Origin of the sequence: Actinoallomurus spadix (assembly GCF_024055725.1) — a bacterium.
Taxonomy (GTDB): domain Bacteria; phylum Actinomycetota; class Actinomycetes; order Streptosporangiales; family Streptosporangiaceae; genus Actinoallomurus; species Actinoallomurus spadix.
Genome location: NZ_JAMXMX010000031.1, coordinates 50,768 through 70,810, shown reverse-complemented (window position 1 = coordinate 70,810; position 20,043 = coordinate 50,768). Strand labels below are relative to the sequence as shown.

Annotated in this window: 17 protein-coding genes; 6 read left to right on the top strand and 11 right to left on the bottom strand. The window is 72.8% G+C overall.

Going from position 1 to position 20,043, the window contains the following annotated elements; translation table 11 throughout:
* The first annotated feature begins 40 nt into the window (after positions 1–40).
* Entirely contained in the window at positions 41–1,720 is a 1,680-nt protein-coding gene (locus NE235_RS32530) for a class I adenylate-forming enzyme family protein (protein WP_252809834.1), read from the top strand.
* 93 nt (positions 1,721–1,813) lie between these two features.
* Here NE235_RS32530 and NE235_RS32525 read toward each other — a convergent pair whose 3' ends face one another.
* Positions 1,814–2,323, bottom strand: a complete 510-nt coding sequence (locus NE235_RS32525; protein WP_252809832.1) for a helix-turn-helix transcriptional regulator — start codon at positions 2,321–2,323, stop codon at positions 1,814–1,816.
* 166 nt (positions 2,324–2,489) lie between these two features.
* Between NE235_RS32525 and NE235_RS32520 the strand changes: the two genes are divergently transcribed.
* Positions 2,490–4,097, top strand: coding sequence for a benzoate-CoA ligase family protein (locus tag NE235_RS32520; RefSeq protein WP_252809830.1), 1,608 nt, complete (start codon positions 2,490–2,492; stop codon positions 4,095–4,097).
* A gap of 94 nt (positions 4,098–4,191) precedes the next feature.
* On the opposite strand, the gene NE235_RS32515 is transcribed toward NE235_RS32520, so the two are convergent.
* From NE235_RS32515 to NE235_RS32495, 5 genes are all read right to left on the bottom strand, one after another.
* Positions 4,192–5,085: a hypothetical protein gene (locus NE235_RS32515; RefSeq protein WP_252809828.1), complete on the bottom strand. Its 894-nt coding sequence runs from the start codon at positions 5,083–5,085 to the stop codon at positions 4,192–4,194.
* Positions 5,082–6,497, bottom strand: a complete 1,416-nt coding sequence (locus NE235_RS32510; protein ID WP_252809827.1) for a phenylacetate--CoA ligase family protein — start codon at positions 6,495–6,497, stop codon at positions 5,082–5,084. The genes NE235_RS32515 and NE235_RS32510 overlap by 4 nt, the downstream gene beginning before the upstream one ends.
* Positions 6,498–6,873: 376 nt before the next feature.
* Complete coding sequence (locus NE235_RS32505) at positions 6,874–7,713, bottom strand: PaaX family transcriptional regulator (RefSeq protein WP_252809825.1); 840 nt, start codon at positions 7,711–7,713, stop codon at positions 6,874–6,876.
* A 122-nt stretch (positions 7,714–7,835) separates the two neighbouring features.
* Positions 7,836–8,684: a hypothetical protein gene (locus tag NE235_RS32500; RefSeq protein WP_252809815.1), complete on the bottom strand. Its 849-nt coding sequence runs from the start codon at positions 8,682–8,684 to the stop codon at positions 7,836–7,838.
* 150 nt (positions 8,685–8,834) lie between these two features.
* Entirely contained in the window at positions 8,835–10,079 is a 1,245-nt protein-coding gene (locus tag NE235_RS32495) for an ROK family transcriptional regulator (protein WP_252809813.1), read from the bottom strand.
* A gap of 93 nt (positions 10,080–10,172) precedes the next feature.
* Here NE235_RS32495 and xylA point away from each other — a divergent pair, with 93 nt between their 5' ends.
* Complete coding sequence (gene xylA / locus NE235_RS32490) at positions 10,173–11,315, top strand: xylose isomerase (protein ID WP_252809811.1); 1,143 nt, start codon at positions 10,173–10,175, stop codon at positions 11,313–11,315.
* Complete coding sequence (gene xylB / locus NE235_RS32485; protein WP_252809809.1) at positions 11,312–12,691, top strand: xylulokinase; 1,380 nt, start codon at positions 11,312–11,314, stop codon at positions 12,689–12,691. The genes xylA and xylB overlap by 4 nt, the downstream gene beginning before the upstream one ends.
* A gap of 102 nt (positions 12,692–12,793) precedes the next feature.
* On the opposite strand, the gene NE235_RS32480 is transcribed toward xylB, so the two are convergent.
* Complete coding sequence (locus NE235_RS32480) at positions 12,794–13,489, bottom strand: response regulator transcription factor (RefSeq protein ID WP_252809807.1); 696 nt, start codon at positions 13,487–13,489, stop codon at positions 12,794–12,796.
* A complete protein-coding gene (locus NE235_RS32475; protein ID WP_252809805.1) occupies positions 13,486–14,682 on the bottom strand; it encodes a sensor histidine kinase in 1,197 nt (398 codons plus the stop codon). Before NE235_RS32475 ends, NE235_RS32480 begins: the two co-directional genes overlap by 4 nt.
* A 199-nt stretch (positions 14,683–14,881) precedes the next feature.
* On the opposite strand from NE235_RS32475, the gene NE235_RS32470 reads away from it, so the two are divergent.
* Positions 14,882–16,441 carry a nitrilase-related carbon-nitrogen hydrolase gene (locus NE235_RS32470; protein WP_252809803.1) on the top strand — a complete coding sequence of 520 codons (1,560 nt, stop codon included), beginning with the start codon at positions 14,882–14,884 and terminating at the stop codon, positions 16,439–16,441.
* Positions 16,442–16,597: 156 nt separating this feature from the next.
* Positions 16,598–16,921: a hypothetical protein gene (locus NE235_RS32465; protein WP_252809801.1), complete on the top strand. Its 324-nt coding sequence runs from the start codon at positions 16,598–16,600 to the stop codon at positions 16,919–16,921.
* Between the two features lie 72 nt (positions 16,922–16,993).
* Here NE235_RS32465 and pip read toward each other — a convergent pair whose 3' ends face one another.
* The 3 genes from pip to NE235_RS32450 form a co-directional block, all read right to left on the bottom strand.
* Positions 16,994–17,956 (bottom strand): prolyl aminopeptidase, encoded by a 963-nt coding sequence (gene pip, locus NE235_RS32460; protein ID WP_252809800.1) that lies wholly within the window; start codon positions 17,954–17,956, stop codon positions 16,994–16,996.
* Positions 17,957–18,068: 112 nt separating this feature from the next.
* A complete protein-coding gene (locus tag NE235_RS32455; RefSeq protein ID WP_252809799.1) occupies positions 18,069–18,872 on the bottom strand; it encodes an alpha/beta fold hydrolase in 804 nt (267 codons plus the stop codon).
* A 698-nt stretch (positions 18,873–19,570) separates the two neighbouring features.
* Entirely contained in the window at positions 19,571–20,035 is a 465-nt protein-coding gene (locus NE235_RS32450; RefSeq protein ID WP_252809796.1) for a hypothetical protein, read from the bottom strand.
* Positions 20,036–20,043 lie beyond the last annotated feature (8 nt).

Genomic DNA, 20,043 nt, shown 5'->3' with positions numbered 1-20,043 from the left:
GAATGGCGTTCGGATCGTAGGCTCCGGTCCGGAGGTGCCGATGAAGAGTCTGGATGAGGTCAGGGCCGAACTCACCGCGCCGGGGCAGCTGTTCGAGATGGACGAGGTCGACATCCGCGGCGTACGCACCCGGGTGTGGAAGTACGCGCCCCCGTCACTGCGGGCCGTCCTCGAGAACAGCCGCGGGCATGGCGACAAGACGTACATCGCCTACGAGGACGACCACCTGACCTTCGAGGAGCACTTCCGGCAGGCCGCGACCTTCGCGCGCCGGCTCACCGACCGGTACGGCGTGCGCAAGGGCGACCGGGTCGCCATCGCCATGCGCAACCGCCCCGAGTGGTTCGTCGCGTTCTGGGGCGCCGCGGCCATCGGCGCCGTCGTCGTCCCGCTGAACGCCTGGTGGACGGGGCCCGAACTGGAGTACGGCCTGCGGGACAGCGGCGCCCGCGTGCTCGTGGCCGACGAGGAGCGCGCCGGCCGCGTCGCGGACGCCCTGCCCGGGCTCGGCCTCGCCACCATCGTCATCGGCGGGCAGGGGACGCCGCCGCCCGGCGCCGACGCGTACGACCCCGTGCTCGGCGACGTCACCGAGACCGCTCTCCCGGACGCCGAGATCGGGCCGGAGGACGACGCGACGATCTTCTACACCTCCGGCACGACGGGCCGCCCGAAGGGCGCACTCGGAACACAGCGCAACATCACCGGCAACACCCTGAGCCTGGCGTACGCCATGCTGGCCGCCGGCCTGCAGGCGGGCGGCCGGATCGAGGACCTGGCCACCCCGAAGCAACGCATCACGCTGACGAGCCTGCCGCTGTTCCACGCGACCGGCTGCCACACCGTGCTCGTGGCCAGCGCGGTCCTCGGCGGCACCATCGTCCTGATGCGCAAGTGGGACGCCGAACGCGCCCTCCAGCTCATCGAGCGCGAGCGGGTCACGGCGTTCGGCGGGGTGCCGACCATGGCGTGGCAGCTGCTGACGTCCCCCGAGTTCGACAAGTACGACACCTCCAGCCTCGGGTCGGTGTCGTACGGCGGGTCGCCCGCGCCGCCCGCCCTGGTCGAAAAGATCAAGGAGCTGCTCCCGGACCGGGTCCCGAGCAACGGCTACGGCCTGACCGAGACGTCCGCGGTGACGACGTACAACAGCGGGATCAACTACCTGACCCACCCCGACAGCGTCGGCCCGCCCGTCCCGGTGTGCGACGTGAAGGTCGTCGACCCGGCGGGCGCGGAGCTGCCCACCGGCGAGGTCGGCGAGCTCCTCGTCCGCGGGCCGAACGTCATCAAGGGCTACTGGAACGCCCCCGAGGCCACCGCCCGGTCCTTCCGCGACGGCTGGTTCCACACCGGCGACCTGGCCCGCGTCGACGAGAACGGTTTCGTCTACATCGTCGACCGGGCCAAGGACATGCTGATCCGCGGCGGGGAGAACGTCTACTGCGCCGAGGTCGAGTCCGCCATGTACGACCACCCCGCGGTCGCCGACGCGGCCGTGATCGGGGTGCCGCATGAGGCGCTCGGCGAGGAGGTCGGTGCGGTCGTGTGCCTTCGCCCCGGCATGACGGTCACGCCGGAGGAGCTGCGGGACTTCCTCCGCGAGCGGATCGCGGCGTTCAAGGTGCCGGCCCACATCTGGTTCCGCGAGGGAGAGCTGCCGCGCAACCCCGCCGGCAAGATCCTGAAGACGAAGCTCCGCGCCGAGCTGGTCGGCTGAGGACCGGCGCGGGGCGAGGACGGCCTTGCCACCGGTGTGGACGGGCGGTCCGGGCGAACCGGACGGTGCCCCGTCCACACCGGCAGCTCGGAGTCACCGGCGGCAGTGGGCGGCCCGCGTCGCGCGCGGCTGGAACGGCAGGAAGCGCTCGGCGCGGTGCGGGCGCGCCGGGATCTCGGTGGCCTCGAGGGCCAGCATGCGGTCGAAGCGGAAGGCACGGATGTGCCGGCGCAGCCGGCACCAGCCGACGAGGTACCAGTGGTCGCGGTGGACGAGGCAGGTCACCGGCTCCACCTCGCGGACCGTGACGTGCCCCTTGGCGTCGACGTAGTGCAGCCGGACCACGAGCCGCGCGGTGATCGCGCTCGCCGCGGTCCGTGCCCGGTGCGCCGTCGCCGGGTCGAGGGGGCGGGCCAGGGTGTCGAGTGTCGTGCCGGCGGTCTCGGCGGGGTCGAGGTCGTCGAACAGGCGGCGCAGGGCCCGGCGGGCCGTGGCGGCCTGCGGACCGGCGCCCAGGTGGGCGAGCGAGAGGGCGAGGGCCGCCACCTCGGGGGCCGGAAGAGAGGGACGGGTACGGCTTGCGAGCGTCGCGTTCTCGGCCATGGTTCGATCATACGTTCGAACACTGACATTTTGGAGGGTCGTTCGCCGCTTCTCCCCTGCGACTCCGGCAGGACGCGACTAAGATCACCAAGTGCCCGGCGCCGACGAAGAGCGGCATCGGCGGCAAGCCGTTCGAATACGCGTACGTCCATCTCCGACCGAGGGCGTGAGGCCGGTGTTCAACGCCAGCACCCATCTCGTCGACCGGCACGTCGAGGCCGGGAACGGCGACCGGATCGCGGTCACCGGACCGGGCGGCACGCTGACGTACGCGGACCTGCTCGGCCGGGTCCGGCGCACGGCCGCCGGCCTGCGCGAACTCGGCGTACGGCCCGAGGAGCGGGTCATGCTCTCGATGGCCGACGGCCCGGACCTCCTCACGCTCATCCTGGCGGCGATGCGCGTCGGCGCCGTGCCGGTCCCGGTGTCCACGATGCTGACCGCCAAGGACCTCGCCGAGCTGCTGCGCGACTCGCGGGCGCGGGTGCTGGCCGCCAGCCCGGAGTTCGCCGCGCCCGCCGAGGAGGCCGCGCAGTCCGCGCCGGAGCTCGCCGCGTTCCTGCTGAGCGGCCCGGCGGAACCGGTACCGCCCGCCTGGGCGGAGGGTCACCGGCTCGACACCGTCACCGGCGACGAGGGCAACGGCGACCCGTACGACACCCACCCCGACTCCAGCGCCCTGTGGCTCTACACCTCCGGGACGACCGGCCTGCCGAAGGCCGCCGTGCACCGGCACGCCTCGATCCGGTCGGTCGCCGAGACGTACGGCGCGCAGGTGCTGGGGATCCGGCCGGAGGACCGGTGCCTGTCGGTGCCGAAGCTGTTCTTCGCGTACGGCATCGGCAACTCCTGCTTCTTCCCCCTCTCCGCCGGCGCGTCCGCGGTGCTCGAGCCCGGCCGGCCGACCCCGACGCTGATCGCCGAGCGCGTGCGGCGGGACCGCCCGACGTTGTTCTTCGGCGTGCCGACCTTCTACGCGGCGCTGCTCGCCGCCGACCTGCCCGCGGAGACGTTCGCGCCGGTCCGTACGGCGGTGTCGGCGGGCGAGCCGCTGCCGGCACCTATCTTCCGGCGGTTCGCCGAGCGGTACGGCGTGGAGATCCTGGACGGCATCGGCGCCACCGAGGCGCTGCACATCTTCATCTCCAACCGCGCGGGCCAGGTCCGGCCGGGCACGAGCGGCGTGCCGGTCCCCGGATACGACCTGCGCGTCGTCGACGACGCCGGCGCCGACGTCCCGCGCGGCACGCCGGGGCACCTCATGGTGCGCGGCGACTCGATCGCCACCGGCTACTGGTGCCGGACGGCGGTGACCCGCGCGGTGTTCCAGGGCGAGTGGCTGCGCACCGGCGACACCTACGTCGTCGAGGAGGACGGGGCGTACCGGTTCCTCGGCCGCTCCAACGACATGATCAAGGCCGGGGGGATCTGGGTGTCCCCCAGTGAGGTCGAGGCCCGGCTGCTGGAGCACCCTGGCGTCGCCCAGGCGGCGGTGGTGGCGCTGCCCGACGGCGACGGCCTGGACAAGCCCGTCGCCGCCGTGGTGCGCGCGCCCGGGTCCGCCGTGACCGCCGAGGAGCTCGTCGCGCACTGCCGGGAGGGGCTCGCCTCGTTCAAGCGGCCGCGCGCGGTGCGCTTCGTCCCGTCGCTGCCGACGACGGCGACCGGGAAGATCCAGCGGTATCTCGTCCGCGAGAGTCTCGACCGGCCCGGCCACCCGCCGGCGCCCCTCGGCGGCGACGGACACGACCTCCTGGACGAGACCCGGTCCTGACCCGCCCGCCCCGCCTCCCCGGGGCGTCGCACGCCGCCGGCGACCGTGACCCGAGCCCGGACCGGGGCCGGGGGCGGGATGGTGGCCGGGGCCCTCAGGCCGCGGGTTCCACCACGGGTGCCGGCAGCGTGACCGTGGCGAGGTACTCCCGCATCCGGCGTTCGGGGCCGCGCCGTCGCAGCGCCAGGTACCCGAGGAACGCCGCAGGGGCGAACACCACCTGGGCGGGCACCAGGGACGGCGTGTGCCCGGTCAGCCAGCCGACGACCGGGGGCGTGACCGCCGGCACGAGCCCGCCGAAGACGACGACCAGCGGCAGGGCCGTGCGCAACCCGGCCGCGCCGTACGCCTTGTAGGCCGCCGTCGTGTACAGGGAGTAGGCCAGCAGGTCGCCCATGCCGATGACCGCGCCGAGGCCGCCGATCCGCAGGCCGGCGGACGGCGCGAACGGATATCCCTGGATCGCGTCGGCGAGCCGCTGGGTGAGCGGCAGGACCGTCGCGAACGTCAGGTCGTACAGCCCGAGGAGCAGGATGAACCAGGCGATGTTCCGCAGCCGCATGCCGCCCTGGACGTTGAGGTTCGTGGCGGACACGACGATCAGCCCGACGACGCAGCTGTTGGCCAGCCAGTAGACGGGCGAGTTCCCGCCCAGCAGCAGCCGGCTCGTCAGGTCGGCGCCGAGCAGCGCCAGGATGGCGGCCCAGCGCGGAAGGGTTCGGGCCACGATCGGCTGGTAGCCGACCGTGAGGCCACCGGCGAAGACCAGGCCGAGCACGGCCGGGAGCGCCGCGCCGGGCAGCGCGAGGTACAGGAACGGCAGCGCGAGGACGAACCCCATCATCACCGCGATGTCGCGCCCGTTGAACGTGCCGACCGGCGGCCGTGGCACGCGGACCCTCCGGAGGTACAGCACCGCGCCGAGCGGCACCGCGAGCGCGAACGCGCAGTCGACGCCCGCGAGGAACAGCGTCTCCCCGGCGCTCACGCGGCACCCCGCACGAACGTCTTCTCCTCCAGGTCGCAGCGGAGCGGGCACAGCGCGCGGGCCTCCTCCGGCCCGAGGCGCACGACCTCCGCGACGGCGTCGATCCGCCGGGCGCCCAGCCGCTCGGTGACGTCCACTGGGGACGCGTGCTCCGCGACGACGGTGACGTGGAGCTTGCCGTCCACGACCTCGGCGCGGTACCGCACCGGCCATTCGGCGCCCGGGAGTTCGTCGAGGGCCTCGGCGACGTCGCGCGGCGTGACGAGGCCCGCCGCCGTGTCGAGCAGCCGGTTCGCCTTGCCGAGCACCTGGGACACGGCGGGGACGGCGGCCAGTTCGCAGTCGAGCCGTTCGGGCAGCGCCCGTACGACGTCGCGGGTGTCGTAGCGGAACACCGGCATGCACTCCCGGTAGGGGAAGTACGGCGTGACGGCGAGCGTGCCGAGCCGGCCGGGCTCGGCGGGCTCCCCGGTCTCGAGGTCGAGCACTTCGGCGAACCCCATGTTCGGGTCGAGGTGCAGGTGGTGGTGGCGGCAGGTCCGGCCGCCGACCGGCAGCAGTTCGGTCATGCCGTACGTGTCGGCGACCTGGTCAGCGCCGAAGGTCTCGCGCACCGCCCGCGCGAGCGCGGGCGACAGGACCTCTCCGCCGAGGTACACGCCGCGCAGCCGGAAGTCGTCCGGGCCGAGGCCGCGGCGGCGCGCCGCGGACACCATCTGGCCGATGTAGCTGGGGTAGCCGCTCAGCAGCGTGGGTGTGACGCCCGCGGTGTCCAGGAGGTGGTCGAGGGATTCGTCGGGCGGCACCTGCCCGACCACCCGGGTCGCGGCGTTCAGCAGCCGGAAGACCTCGACGTCCTCCTGCACCGCGGCCGTCGCCCGTGAGCTCATGTTCACCTGCATGCAGTCACCGGGCCGGGCCTCACCGCGCAGCAGCAGCGACAGGGCGATCAGGGCGGGCCACAGCTCGATCTCGTACCGGGACACCCAGACCCGGGCGGGCGCGCCGGTCGTCCCGGTCGTCTGGGTGACCATCTGGGGTCGCCCGCAGATGAAGTCGCGCGGCCGGGCCACCAGGTCCGCCTTGCGGGTGACCGGGACGTTCCGCAGCGAGTCCGGGGTCAGCGCGCCGGGATCGACGCCCGCGGCCGCGAAACGCTCCCGGTAGAAGACCGACCGCTTCGCCAGCCGGCGCGCGGTCCGCTGGAGCGCGCGGGTCTGCAGGTCCCGGCGCTCGGCCGGGTCGGCGAACGGGCCGTCGATGAGCTGTTCGACGTCGTCTCCCGGCGCGCCGAACTCCTCGATCGTCGCGAGCGCGTCCCCGATGAGCCGTTCGACCAGCCGCGGGTTGACGGGCCGTCCGAAGACCATCGCCAGCGCCACCCGTACCTGGCGGATCCCGGCCTCGATCACCTGACCTCCTTCGGTCGTCCACGGGAGACGGACGGCGGGTGGGGGACGCGTCCCTCCACCCGCCGCTGCATCAGGAGGTGCTGCAGCTGCCGAAGAACACCGCGGTCATGGCGCCCATCACGTAGCGGACCTGCTTGACACTGCTCTTCACTGCCGCCATCGGGATCCTCTCCCTCGGTAGGTGGGGCACTTACTGATCATCAACATGAATGATCTTGAAGAGGATGTCCATACCTTTCGGGCTACGTAGAGATCGCGGGAGGACCCGCTGACCGCGTGCGCCGCGATGATCGAGGAGGCGCTGCCCGCACAGCGGGACACGGTACGGTGAGCCGCCGTCGAGGACCGCGCGAGGTGGCGAAGCTCCACGGGCGGGTCAGCCGGCGGCGAGTTCGCGCCAGCGCCGCTGCGCGACGGCGTGCCACTCGCCGTGCCGGGCGTCGAACAGCTCGCGGGCCTGGGCGCCGACCCAGCCCGCCGGCAGCAGGGCCGACGGCAGGCGCGGGTCCAGGAAGGGGAAACGGCGCCACTCGTGTACGAGCCGCACCTGTGCCAGCAGGATCGACTCGGGTGAGGCCGGGCGCAGGGCGCTGAACTCGTCGATGAACGCTTCGTACTCGGCGGCCACCCCGTCGAGGTCCCATGCCCGCTCGACCATCGCGCGCTCGCTGCCGACCCCGGCGAACCGCGCGGTGAAGGACATCGCGCCGGTCTGCAGCCCGAGGCCCTCGATGACCGACCGCGCCTCCGCCTCGCGCGCCGCGGACGGCGCGATCCACATGCCCGGGCCGGGCGATCCGAAGCCCGCCCAGCTCAGCTTCGTACGGAGCTGGTGGCGGAGGCGGCGCTTGGACTCGGGCACGGAGACGTAGACGATGAGCCAGACGCCGTCCCAGGCGGAGGCCTCGGCGACGAAGCCGTAGATGCGCGCCGCGCCCTCCGTCAGCAGCTGCTGCCCGGGAGGGGTGAGGGACCAGCGGACGCTCCGCCCGACGCGCTCGGAGGTGAGCCATCCGTCGGCGGCCGTGCGGGCCAGCGCCTGCCGGGCGGACTTCTCCTCCACACCGAGCTCGTCGAGGACCTCGACCAGGGTGGAGGTCCAGACCGGCTCCTGGTAACGCAGGACGAACTCGCCGAGGAGGGTCAGCAGCAGGGAACGCGCGCTCGTCTCGCCCAGGGCGTGCCGTCGAGTCAGCGTGGGTCGCGGAGCGGTCACCCGTAAATTCTACATAAATCAGCGTCAAATTCCGGGTTTCGTCGAATCTTAACTGGCCCGGAATCACGCCGGCCGGGCACCGACCCGTGGTCGGCGCCCGGCCGGCGCGGTGACTCCGCCCGTCAGTCCCGGCGAGCGGCCGCCGAGCCTCCCGCCAGGAAGGGCCCGGACAGCGCCGGCGTCCGGTTCACGACCGGCCCCGGAAGCGCCTGCGCGATGACGGACCCGCCCGTGCGGCCATAGGTCTTCACGTACGGCGTGTTCGACGACTCGGAGGCGAAGGTTCCGCTGCCGCCCTCGAACTCCGCCGCGTAATAGCCCTTGCCGTACGCGCGGACCTTCTTGGAGAACTTGCCCTTGCCATTCGTCTTGGCCCAGGCGAGGTGGTACCAGGTCTTCTTGCCCTTGAACCGGAAGATAATCCGCACCTTCCGGCCGGAGTAGCCGCCGTGCCTGGTGTCACTGAACCAGCGGATCAGGCTGCCGCTCGCCGTCACGTAGTGGTTCTTGCGCACCTTCTTCGGCGAGACCTTGAACTTGTGGATCTCGGTCCGCCAGCGCCAGGCCTTGCGGACCGGGCTCGTCGCCGCCTGGTAGGTCCCGTCACCGGCGAACCGGGCCCGCCAGTAGCCGGACCGGCCGTAGTAGAACGTGGCGTTGAAGGCGTTGCCGCCGCTGTCGGCCGTGACGTTCTTCTTGACGGTCCAGCCGGTCTTTCCGTCGGACGAATACTCGATCGTGAGCGGCAGCGCGCTGTAAATGGCGGAATCACTGCGCAGCCCCCCGTTCACCGTCACATTGGCGAACGGATCGTACGAGACGCTGAAAGCGTCGAAGTAGATCGGCTGCAGGTCGAGGCGTGCCTGTGCGGCGTGCGCGACCGGCGCGTCGGCGAGCGCCGCGGACTGCACAGCCGTGAGCGTGCACATCGCCGCCGAAGCGCTGAGGATGCCGAGGGTGATACGTCGCAAAGTAATCACCTTGGGTCGATGAGTGAATCGCGTGATCTTCACGCGGGAAAGAGGACGAGACCCCTCAGCACCGGGTTGTCCGGCGAATGATCACAAAATGGAAACAAGCCGCTCATGTAACAATCCGGTGACAACGCCGGATCAACGTCATCACCGTCCGTGCGGCCGCGCCGGCGCCTCCATGAGGAGAGCGGGGTCGTTCATGATCCGTTCGACGACGAGCGCGGCGGCACCCAGCGCGGCGGCGTCGCCGCCCAGGCGGGACACGGTCAGGCGGAGGGCCGCGTGCCGTACGACGCCGGTGCCGGCGCCGAGCGCCTCCTCGACCGCCGGGGACGCCCACGGGGCGAGCGCGGAGAAGATGCCGCCGAGCACGATCGTGTCCGGGTCGACCAGGTTGACCGCCGCGGACAGCGCCTGACCCAGAGCCTCCCCCGCCCTGCGCACCGCCGCCAGCGCCGGCTCGTCGCCGTCGCGCAACAGCGCGACCAGCGCGGCGAGCGGCCCGTCGGGTCCGGCGGTGGACGTTCCGACGGTGTCGGGGATGCCCGCCGCCCGCAGGATCGCCTCCTGGCCCGCGACCTGCTCCAGGCAGCCACGGCCGCCGCACGCGCAGGGCGGCCCGGCCGGGTCGACCACGACGTGGCCGAGTTCGCCGGCGAACCCGTGCGCGCCGCGGAACACCCGGCCGTCGACGACGAGGCCCGCGCCGACGCCGATCTCGCCGGAGACGTGAACGTACGAACCGAGTCCCGGGCCGTCACCGAACCACAGTTCGCCGAGGGCGGCGAGATTCGCCTCGTTGTCCTGGTCGGCGGGCAGCGCGAGCCGCGGCAGGCCGGCGGCGAGGAGGTCGCCGGCCGCGACGTCGTGCCAGCCGAGGTTCGGTGCGGTCCGCACCCGGCCGCCGGCCCGGTCGAGCGTGCCGGGGAGCGCGACCACCGCGCCGGCGACGGTGAGGCCCTGGTCCCCCGCCGCGGCGATCGCCCGCTCGGCGAGGTCCGTCAGCGCGCCGATGACGCGTTCGGGCGCGCGTCCCCGGTTGTCGGCGGCGACGATGTGCCGGTGCCGGATCCGCCGCCCTAGGTCGAGCACGCAGGCGGCGAGGTAGTCGACGTTGACCTCCAGGCCGAGGCCGGCGACGCGGTCGCCGTTGACCGACACGGCCGTGGCGGGACGCCCGCGCTCACCGTCACGCACCGGCCCGTCCTCGCGGACCAGGCCCGCGGCCTTCAACGCGGCGACGAGACTGGATACGGTGGTCTTCGTGAAGCCGGTGACGTCGGCGAGACGAGCGCGGCTGACCGGCTGCCGACGGGAGATCTCGCCCAGCACCACGGCCAGGTTACGGGCCCGCATGGTGCCGTGCCGGACGGGCATGATCTCATTTCGCATGTTCACAGACTAATCATGCAGCCTCCCCCCTGTTGACACCGGGCACCTACGGGTTTTAATTAGTCCAGAGCATGTACGAAATGAGGAGACGAGATGTTCGAACCCACCCCTGAGGACAAGTTCACCTTCGGGCTGTGGACCGTCGGCTGGCAGGCGCGCGACCCGTTCGGCGACGCGACGCGGGCGCCGCTCGACCCGGTCGAGTCGGTCCATCGGCTCGCGGAGCTCGGCGCCTACGGGGTGACGTTCCACGACGACGACCTCCTCGCCGTCGAGCCGGACCGCGACAAGGCGATCGCCGCCTTCCGCAAGGCGCTCGACGAGACCGGCCTGAAAGTCCCGATGGCGACGACGAACCTGTTCACCCACCCGGTGTTCAAGGACGGCGCGTTCACCTCCAACGACCGCGACATCCGCCGCTACGCCATCCGCAAGGTCATGCGCAACCTCGACCTGGCCGCCGAGCTGGGCGCCGAGACGTATGTCTTCTGGGGCGGCCGCGAGGGCGCCGAGTCCGACGGCGCCAAGGACGTGCGGGTCGCCCTCGACCGGTTCCGCGAGGCCATCGACACCCTCGCCGGCTACGTCACCGACAAGGGCTACGGCATCCGCTTCGCGCTCGAGCCGAAGCCGAACGAGCCGCGCGGCGACATCCTGCTGCCCACCATCGGCCACGCCCTGGCGTTCATCGGCTCACTCGAGCACGCCGACATGGTCGGCCTCAACCCCGAGGTCGGGCACGAGCAGATGGCCGGGATGAACTTCGTCCACGGCATCGCCCAGGCGCTGTGGCACGGCAAGCTCTTCCACATCGACCTCAACGGCCAGCACGGCCCGAAGTTCGACCAGGACCTCGTCTTCGGCCACGGCGACCTGAAGAGCGCCTTCTTCCTCGTCGACCTGCTGGAGAACGGCGGTTACGAGGGTCCGCGCCACTTCGACTACAAGCCCTCCCGCACCGAGGACATCTCCGGTGTGTGGGCCTCGGCCGCCGCGAACATGCGCACCTACCTGATCCTGAGGGAGCGCGCGAAGGCGTTCCGCGCCGACCCGGAGGTGCAGGAGACCCTGACCGCCTCGCGCGCCGACCAGCTCGCGGTGCCGACCCTCGCGGAGGGCGAGACCTACGAGTCCCTGGCCCAGGACGACTTCGACGTCGAGGCCGCCGCCGAGCGGGGTTACCACTACGACCGCCTCGACCAGCTCGCCGTCGAGCACATCCTCGGCGCCCGATGACCCTCGTCGCGGGGGTCGACTCGTCGACCCAGTCCTGCAAGGTCGTCGTCGCCGACGCCGAGACCGGCGCGGTCGTCCGCGCCGGTCAGGCGCCGCACCCGGACGGCACCGAGGCCGACCCCGCCGCCTGGTGGGACGCCCTCGGCCGCGCCACCGAGGCGGCGGGCGGTCTGGACGACGTCGCCGCCATCGGCGTCGCGGCCCAGCAGCACGGCATGGTGTGCCGGTCGGAGACCGGCGAGGTGGTCCGGCCGGCGCTGCTGTGGAACGACACCCGCTCGGCCGGCGCCGCCGGGGACCTCGTCGAGGAGTTCGGCGGGCCCGCCAAGTGGGCGGACGCGGTCGGCAGCGTGCCCGTCGCGTCGTTCACGGTGACGAAGCTGCGCTGGCTGGCGCGCAATGAACCGGAGGCCGCCGCCCGCACGGCGTCGGTGTGCCTGCCGCACGACTACCTGACGTGGCGGCTGACCGGCGAGTTCGTCACCGACCGGGGCGACGCGTCCGGCACCGGCTACTGGTCCCCGGCCACCGGGGAGTACCGGCCGGACCTCCTGGAGCTGGCGCTCGGCCGGGTCCCGGAGCTGCCGCGCGTGCTCGGCCCGGCCGAGGCCGCCGGCCGGACTCCGTCCGGCGCGCTCGTGTCGGCCGGCACCGGCGACAACATGGGCGCGGCGCTCGGCCTGGGGCTGCGGCCCGGTGACGTGGCGGTGTCGCTCGGCACGTCCGGGACGGTGTTCACCTCGGCGGAGCAGGCGTGTGCCGACCCGGCCGGGGACGTCGCCGGCTTCGCCGACGCGACCGGCCGGTTCCTGCCGCTGGTCTGCACGCTGAACGCCGCCCGGGTGCTCGACGCCGCCGCGGCCCTGCTCGGCGCCGACCACCAGGAGGTCTCCCGGCTGGCCCTGTCCGCGCCGCCCGGCGCGGACGGCCTCGTCCTCGTGCCGTACCTGGAGGGCGAGCGCACGCCGAACCGGCCGGACGCCACCGGCTCGGTGCACGGCCTGCGCCTGGCCACCTCCACCCCGGCGCACCTGGCCCGCGCGGCGATCGAGGGCATGCTGTGCGGCCTCGCCGACGGGCTGGACGCGCTGCTCGCCCAGGGCGCGCGAGTCGACCGGGTGCTGCTCATCGGGGGCGCCGCCCGTTCGGAGGCCGTACGCCGCATCGCGCCGACCATCTTCGGCCGGCCGGTGCTGGTCCCGCCCACCGGCGAGTACGTCGCCGAGGGCGCGGCCGTCCAGGCCGCCTGGGCGCTGTCCGGCGCGGCAGAGCCGCCGCGCTGGGAGCGCGCAGGCCTGGAGACGTACGAGGCCGACGCGGTCCCGGCGATCCGCGAGCGGTACGCCGAGGCCCGCGACCACATCCTGTCCCGCTGATCGGCGATACGACGGCGGTCCCGGTGCGGCCGGGCCGCCGTCGTCCTCGACGAGCGGGCGCCGCGGAGGCTCCGCCGCGCTGCCACCGGCGGAGCCTCCGCCTCACCGCCCGGGCGGGATCAGGCCCGCGTCCCGGGCGAGGATGGCGGCCTGGACGCGGTTCTCTAGGCCGAGCCGGGTGAGGATGCGGTTGACGCGGCTCTTCACGTTGGCCTGCGTGAGACCGAGCGCGTCCGCGATCTGGGCGTTGGACAGCCCGCGGGCGACCAGGATGAGCACCTCCCGTTCGCGTTCGGTGAGCGCGTCGAGGCGTCCCCGGTGGCCCGGCGCCGGAGTGGGCGTGCCGGGGACGAGGCCGGTGGGCAGCGCGGTGAACGCGCCGATGAGCCGGTGCGTGACGCTCGGGGCCAGCATGGCCGCACCGCCGGCGATGACCCGGATCGCGTGCGCGAGCTGGTCGGGCGGGCTGTTCTTCAGGAGGAAGCCGGAGGCGCCGGCGCGCAGGGCGGCGTGCACGTACTCGTCCAGGTCGAAGGTCGTGAGCACGAGGACCCGTGGCGGCGCGTCCTCGTACGCCCATTCGGTGAGGATGCGTCGGGTGGCCTCGACCCCGGTCGTCCCGGGCATGCGGACGTCCATGACCACGACGTCGGGCCGCAGGCGGAACGCGGCGTCGACCGCCTGGTCCCCGTCGGCGGCCTCCCCGACGACGCACAGGTCCTCGCGGCGATCGATGACGGCCCGCAGCGCCGCCCGTACCATCTCCTGATCGTCGGCGAGCAGCACCCGGATGGTCATCGAATCCCCTGGAGCGGAAGCGTGGCGTGGACCCGCCACCCGCCGAGCGGGCGCGGACCGGCGTCGAGGGTCCCGTCGAAGGCCGTGACGCGCTCGCGGATGCCCAGCAGCCCGCGACCGGACCCCGGGACCGGCCGGTGGCCGGCGGCGGCCGGGGCGTTCTCGACCTCGATCGTCAGGCGGCGGCCGTCGACGCGCACCGCGACCCGGACGTCGACGGGACCGGCGTGCCGGAAGACGTTCGTGACGGCCTCCTGCAGGATCCGGTAGGCCGAGACCTGGATCGCGGCCGGCACCGCGTCGGCCGGCGCGTCGAGCGCCGCGGTGACGCGGCAGCCGGTCGCCTCGGCCGCCTCGATGAGGCGGTCGACGTTGCGGAGGGACGGTTCCGGGCCGACGCCTTCGGGCTCGGCGGCGAGCAGGCCGAGAATGCGGCGCATCTCGACCAGCGCGGTGTCGGCCGTCTCCGCGATGCGCGCCACGCCCCGCCGGCCGAGCCGCGGATCGTCCTGGACGATCTCTTCGGTGGAGCGCGCCTGCACGGCGATGGCGCTGACGTGGTGCGCGACGACGTCGTGCAGGTCGCGGGCGATGCGCGCCCGCTCCGTGACGACGGCCTGACGCGCGTTGATCTCCTGCTGGGCGCGGAGCCGTTCGTTGAGGTCCCGGAGCCGGCGGGCGTCGAGGTCGATCCGCCGCGCGCCGTACCCCAGGAGCCAGGCGACGAGAAGGTACGCGACGAAGGTCGTCGCGGTGATCGGCTCGAGGGAGTCGAGACGGGGCGGCCCGGACCGGCCGGTGAGGAGGTCCGCCGTCACCGCGACGGCGAGGGCCGGCAGCGTCCACGCCAGACTCACCCGTGCCGGAGCCCGGCGGGCGACCGCGAACACGCCGAAGATCAGGAAGTACGGGCCCGGCGTCTTCCCCGGGACCGGATCGGCCGCCTCGAACGCCGCGAAGGCGATCGTCATCACCGTCAGCACCAGGCGCGGGTGGCGCCGCCGCCAGAACAGCGGAACGGTCTGCAGCCCCCACAGCGCCAGGCCCACCACGCTCGGCGCCGGTGTCCTGGCCGACAACGTCACCACGTCGAACGCGGTGAGCCCGCCGCCCAGCGCCAGGTCGGTCAGCCACGGCCTGTCGGTCAGCCATTCGCGTGTCCGGCGCAGGCCGGCCGTCATGGAGGTCGTCATCTCTGACCGCAACGGTATGCCGTTCTCGAGGTCACGTACTCTTCCTGGCGGACGCATCCAAAGTTGCGCGGATCGGCGAGGAATCGGCGACGAGGACGAGGCGGCGGGCGGACGGGCGCTCATAGCGTTCTGAGCACGGCCGGTGAACGGCGCTCCCGCACGACGTGCGGACGAATCCCCGTGGAACGGAAGTCACGAGATGGACGATGCCCGGCGCGAGACGCCGACGTGGGCGCGCTACGCGCTCCTCATCCTGGGAACCGCCGCGATGCCGTTCGCGGTCGGCGGCCGGTGGGACATCCCCCTCGCCGCCTGGATCTCACCGGTCCTTCTGCTGCGCTTCGCCCGTACCGGCCGCGCGTGGTCGGCGGCCCCGTGGATCCTGCTCGCGAACCTCGCCGCGGCCGTGTTCTGGATCGACGAGTCGGCGATGGGCTTCAACGCCGTCATCATCGCCGGAGCGGCCGGCCTGAGCCTGGTGCAGACGCTGCCGTTCCTGCTGGACCGGCTGCTCGCCGGCCGGCTACGCCCGTGGATGTCGGTGCTGACGTTCCCCGCGGCGATCGCAGGGTCGGAGTTCCTCATCACGCTGCTGTCGCCGTTCGGCACGGCGTACGGTTCACGCGCCGTCACCCAGTACGGCGACCTGCCGCTGTTGCAGGTCACCTCGATCATCGGCTCGTACGGCATCGGCTTCCTGATCGCCTGGGCCGCCAGTGCCGTCAACCGGTGCTGGGAGCGGCCCTCCCTGCGGTCGGCCCGCAGCGCCGTCGTGTACGGGGCCGTGCTGTCCACGATCCTCCTCGGCGGCGGCGCGCGGCTCGCGTTCTCGCCCGGCGGCGGGGCGACGGTCCGGATCGCGGGGGTCAGCCCGAGCCGGGAGGCGACCGAGGCCCTGCAGGCGGCGCTCCAGCGGATGCCCGGCGGTCGCCGTGACGTCGCCGCCGCCCCGCCCTCGGCACTCCGGCCCGCCATGACCGCGGTGGAGGACGACCTGCTGGCGACGACCCGCCGCGAGGCCGGGGCCGGCGCCAGAATCGTGGTCTGGCCCGAAGAGGGCGTCAGGACACTGGAGGCGGACGAGTCCGCCGCCATCGCGAAGGCACGGCAGGAGGCGCGCAGGTCGGGCGTCTATCTGGAGATCGGACTCGGCGTGTACAGCACGGCCGCCCCGGCCTACGGGCGCGACGAGACGGTCTTCATCGGCCCGGACGGCACGGTGCTGTGGACGTACCAGAAGGCCCACCCCATTCCCGGCTCGGAGACGTTCACTCCCGGGGACGGGCACGTGCCGGTCGTCGACACGCCGTACGGCCGGATCGCGAACGTCATCTGCTACGACGCCGACTTCCCCGACCTGATGCGCGTCCGCACGGACATCATGCTCGTCCCCGCGCACGACTGGCGGGAGTACGGGCGGCCGCACACCGAGAAGGCCGCCCTGCGCGCGATCGAAGGCGGGTACGCCCTGGTCCGCCAGGACGCCGAGGGACTGTCCGCCGCGTTCGACGACCGGGGTAACGTCCTCGCCACCGCGGGCTACTTCACGACCGACCGGCAGACGATGGTGGCCGACGTGCCGACGCGCGGGGTGACGACCGTGTACGACCTGGTCGGCGACGCCTTCGCCTGGCTCTGTCTCCTCACCGTCGCCGCGCTGACGGTCCTCGGGATGGTCCGCCCGTACCGCCGGCTGCCCGGTGACCGCCTCCGGATCCGCCGTCACCCGGTCGACCGCTCAGCGGCAAAGCGGGGGTAACCATCTGCAACGAGAGTCGGCTCAGCGCATTCCCGACCGGGGCATCGGGTAGGTAGCCGAACGCACCGGATGTCCGGACACCGAGAGTTCCGCCTTCGCGTAACGGCTGACTCCGCAGAGGCGTTCCGTCCAGCGCGTCTGTGAAAGGAAGGGCTTATGAGAGCGAATACAGCGTGCCGCCCCATCGCCCTCATCGGCCTTGGCCTCGCCGCGACTCTCGGCATGTCGATGACCACCGATGCGGAAGCGGAACAGGTTCTCCGCGGCGCGCCGGCCGTTGCCCTCTCCGGAGACAGCAACCACATCGGGAACGGTCACCAGAACGCCAGCGCCAACGCCATTCGAAGCCCTACGCACCTCCGCGGGATACAGCAGGTCGCCGACGCGAATGTCCTCTCGAAGATCATTCGTAACAATGTCGTCTGCAGGAAGCGGCATTTCTGCAGTATTCGCCAGCGAGCGATCATCATCGGCCGCTGAACCACCTTTCCGGGCCGTACCGCCGCCCCAGGGCCCGCTGACGCCGGCGTCACCGGAGCGTCTGAGGCCGCGTCACCGCGCCTCCCCCGGCATGCCGGCGAAGCGGTCCGTGGCCGCGACGATGGCGTCGGTCATGCCGCCCCCGCCGTGCCCCGCGTCGCCGACCACGACCAGCTCGGCGTCCGGCCAGGCCTGGGACAGCTCCCAGGCCGCCTGCAGCGGGCTGCTGACGTCGAGGCGGCCGTGGATCAGCACGCCGGGGATCCCGGCGAGGCGTTCCGCGCCACGGAGCAGGGCATCGTCGTCGAGGAACGCGGCGTGCCGCCAGTAGTGGGTGACCAGCCGGGCGAAGCACATCCGGAAGGCGGGGTCGTCGTAGCGGGGATCGGGGCGGTGGTCCGGCCGTACGGCCACGTGGGCGTCCTCCCACGCGCACCAGTCCCGCGCGGCCTTCTCACGGACGGCGGGGTCGGGGTCGTGCAGCAGCCGGCCGTACGCCTCGGCGAGGTCGCCGTCCCGGTCGGCGGGCGGCACGCCGTCGCGGAACCGCGCCCATTGCGCGGGGAACAGCCGGCCGACGTCCCGGGTGATCCACTCGACCTCCCGGCGCCGCGTCATGCCGACCGCGAACAGGATGAGCTCGCTGACCCGGTCGGGATGCCGTTCGGCGTAGGCCAGCCCGAGGGTGGCGCCCCAGGAGCCGCCGAGCACCAGCCACCGGTCGATGCCCAGGTGCCGGCGCAGCAGCTCGATGTCGGCGATCAGGTGGCCGGTCGTGTTGGTGCTCAGGTCGACGACCGGGGCGCTCGCGTGCGGCGTGCTGCGGCCGCAGCCGCGCTGGTCGAACAGCACGATCCGGTAGGCGCGGGGGTCGAAGTACCGGCGCCACCACGGCCCGCATCCCGAGCCCGGCCCGCCGTGCAGCGCGACGGCCGGCCTGCCGTCCGGGTTGCCGCAGACCTCCCAGTGGACGCGGTGCCCGTCGCCGACGTCCAGCATCCCGTGGTCGTACGGCTCGATCTCCGGGTAGAGCATCATTCCTCCGCGGGACGCCGATAAATGATCAAGAACGATGGAGGGCCCGGACGCGCGCTGCTCTCTGCGCTGTGGCCGTGAATCGCGACCGAGGCCGGCTGGATCTGACGCGTCAGGCGACCGCCATGGCGTCCAGCCAGGACCCGAACAGCGCGTTGACCGGATCCGGCCGGTCGAGGTGCACGTTGTGGCCGCATCCGTCGAGCACGGCGTACGTCATACGGGGATAGTGCTCGAGCAGAGCCAGCTGGTCCCGCCAGCCGACCACGTGGTCCTGCCGGCCCGTCATGAGGAGATGCGGGCCGTCATGCGCGGTGAAGCGGGTCTCCGGAGTGACGGACAGCATGTACGCCTCGGAGAGCGCCTGCGCGTCGCCCCGGTGGTGGGCGCGGAGGCCGGGCAGTGCGTGGTCCCGGAACGCCGCCCATCCCGTGGCCGTCTGCCAGACGGCGACCTCGGAGAAGTCGGCCCGGTCGTCCGGGTCGAGGGACGCGAGGAGCCCGTCGTCGCGAGCGAGCACCTGCCGCGCCGGCAGGTCGCGTCGCCCAGGCGGCGCGACAACGGGAGCGATCAGGCACATGCCCGTCACCTGCCCGCCGAGCTCGGCGATGACATGCCGGACGAGCTGGCCGCCGAACGACATGCCGACGATAGCGAAGCGCTCGCGGCCGATCACCTCGTCGATGAAGGCCAGGAGCGCCGCCGCCGTACGATCGGCCGTGACCGGAGCCGGCAGCCGCGGCGACCGCCCTGACCCGGGCAGGTCCACGTAGACGCGGCGCCATCCCGGTCGATCGGTGAACGCGGGCTCCAGCGGCAGCATGAGACGGTGGTCGACCGTGAACCCGTGAACCAACAGCACGGGGATGCCCTGGCCGAACTCGACGTGGTGCAGTGTCTCTCCGGTCGTTCGCATGACCGCATCCTGCACCATTCACATGATGCGAGGATCAACTCGGGGCGCAGGCGGCCACCATCGCGTCGGGCACCTGATCGTTGAGTAGCGGGACGGGGAGCTCGGCGATCAGGGTGAACCGGTCGCCATCCCTGCGCACGGTCAGCCGCCCGCCGCCTCGACCCATGCTCGAACGCCGGCCGGCCCGATGCCGCGCCGCGTGAAGGCCTCGGGAGCGCGCCGTCCTCCTGGCCTGCGTCCCGACCAACCGGGTGACCGCCTCACGATCGACCTGGTGACCGGCCCCCGCGGCCCGGTGACCGGCGTTCGGCGCGCCGCACTGGGTCCGTTCGCGGCGGCGACTCCGACGGTTCCGTCTCCGCGCGGCCGTAGCACAATGCCGGCCATGCCGAATCGGAGAAGGCCGTGGCGTCGCATCGCTGGGACGGCACCTCGGATCACGGTGGCCGGATGCCACCTGCGGTACGTCGCTCTTGCGCCGTCTATAGAGGCGATGACACGTCTCGCCGCTATAGACGGCGCAGTTGCGATGGGAGGGCCGGCGATGGAGCTCGACGGTGATGCGGGTCCCCGCCTGGCTCCTGCGCGCCGAGAGCCGCGCCGCTCGGCACTTCGGCTCGGCGGTCAGTGCCACGCCGAGACGCGCGGTCGTCCGCGAGCCCCTTCTAGGCAAGTCTGGGAGTCGCCTGACCGGGCGCTCAGTGCTTCGCGGCGTCGCAGGTCAGCGTCTTGCCGCCGGCGGTGACGGTGATCTGCGGGAATCCGGCGTGCGGGATCGCCGGGAAGCGCAGGTCCTTCGTCTGCTGTCCCTGGGCCAGGGTGAACTGCTGGTGCGCCTCGCGCGGCGGCTCGGAGTGATCCGCCATCAGCAGGTCGACGCTGATGTTCGCCGGTCCGGGGTACGCCACGTGGACCCGCGTACCGGATCTCGCCTGGGAGTACCAGGACTTCAGGCACGTGCCGAACACGTGCTTGACACCGCTGGACGACTCGACCGGCCCGGAGAAACCGGGGATGTTGGCCTTGACCGCCGACTCGGTCGCGGCGCTCGGCTTCGGCGAGTTCGCGCGCGCGGCGCCGGTCGACTTGGCCGGGTGGGACCCGCTCGAACAGGCCGACGTCACCGCGAGCGCGGCAACGGTCGTGATCAGGAAACGACGCATGCACGTAT

What these genes read in the sequence shown, in the direction of transcription:
- NE235_RS32530 (WP_252809834.1), top strand. Translation starts at nt 41, where the DNA reads ATGAAGAGTCTGGATGAGGTCAGGGCCGAACTCACCGCGCCGGGGCAG.
- NE235_RS32525 (WP_252809832.1), bottom strand. Translation starts at nt 2,323, where the DNA reads ATGGCCGAGAACGCGACGCTCGCAAGCCGTACCCGTCCCTCTCTTCCG.
- NE235_RS32495 (WP_252809813.1), bottom strand. Translation starts at nt 10,079, where the DNA reads ATGCGAAATGAGATCATGCCCGTCCGGCACGGCACCATGCGGGCCCGT.
- xylA (WP_252809811.1), top strand. Translation starts at nt 10,173, where the DNA reads ATGTTCGAACCCACCCCTGAGGACAAGTTCACCTTCGGGCTGTGGACC.
- xylB (WP_252809809.1), top strand. Translation starts at nt 11,312, where the DNA reads ATGACCCTCGTCGCGGGGGTCGACTCGTCGACCCAGTCCTGCAAGGTC.
- NE235_RS32480 (WP_252809807.1), bottom strand. Translation starts at nt 13,489, where the DNA reads ATGACCATCCGGGTGCTGCTCGCCGACGATCAGGAGATGGTACGGGCG.
- NE235_RS32475 (WP_252809805.1), bottom strand. Translation starts at nt 14,682, where the DNA reads ATGACGACCTCCATGACGGCCGGCCTGCGCCGGACACGCGAATGGCTG.
- NE235_RS32470 (WP_252809803.1), top strand. Translation starts at nt 14,882, where the DNA reads ATGGACGATGCCCGGCGCGAGACGCCGACGTGGGCGCGCTACGCGCTC.
- NE235_RS32465 (WP_252809801.1), top strand. Translation starts at nt 16,598, where the DNA reads ATGAGAGCGAATACAGCGTGCCGCCCCATCGCCCTCATCGGCCTTGGC.
- pip (WP_252809800.1), bottom strand. Translation starts at nt 17,956, where the DNA reads ATGCTCTACCCGGAGATCGAGCCGTACGACCACGGGATGCTGGACGTC.
- NE235_RS32455 (WP_252809799.1), bottom strand. Translation starts at nt 18,872, where the DNA reads ATGCGAACGACCGGAGAGACACTGCACCACGTCGAGTTCGGCCAGGGC.
- NE235_RS32450 (WP_252809796.1), bottom strand. Translation starts at nt 20,035, where the DNA reads ATGCGTCGTTTCCTGATCACGACCGTTGCCGCGCTCGCGGTGACGTCG.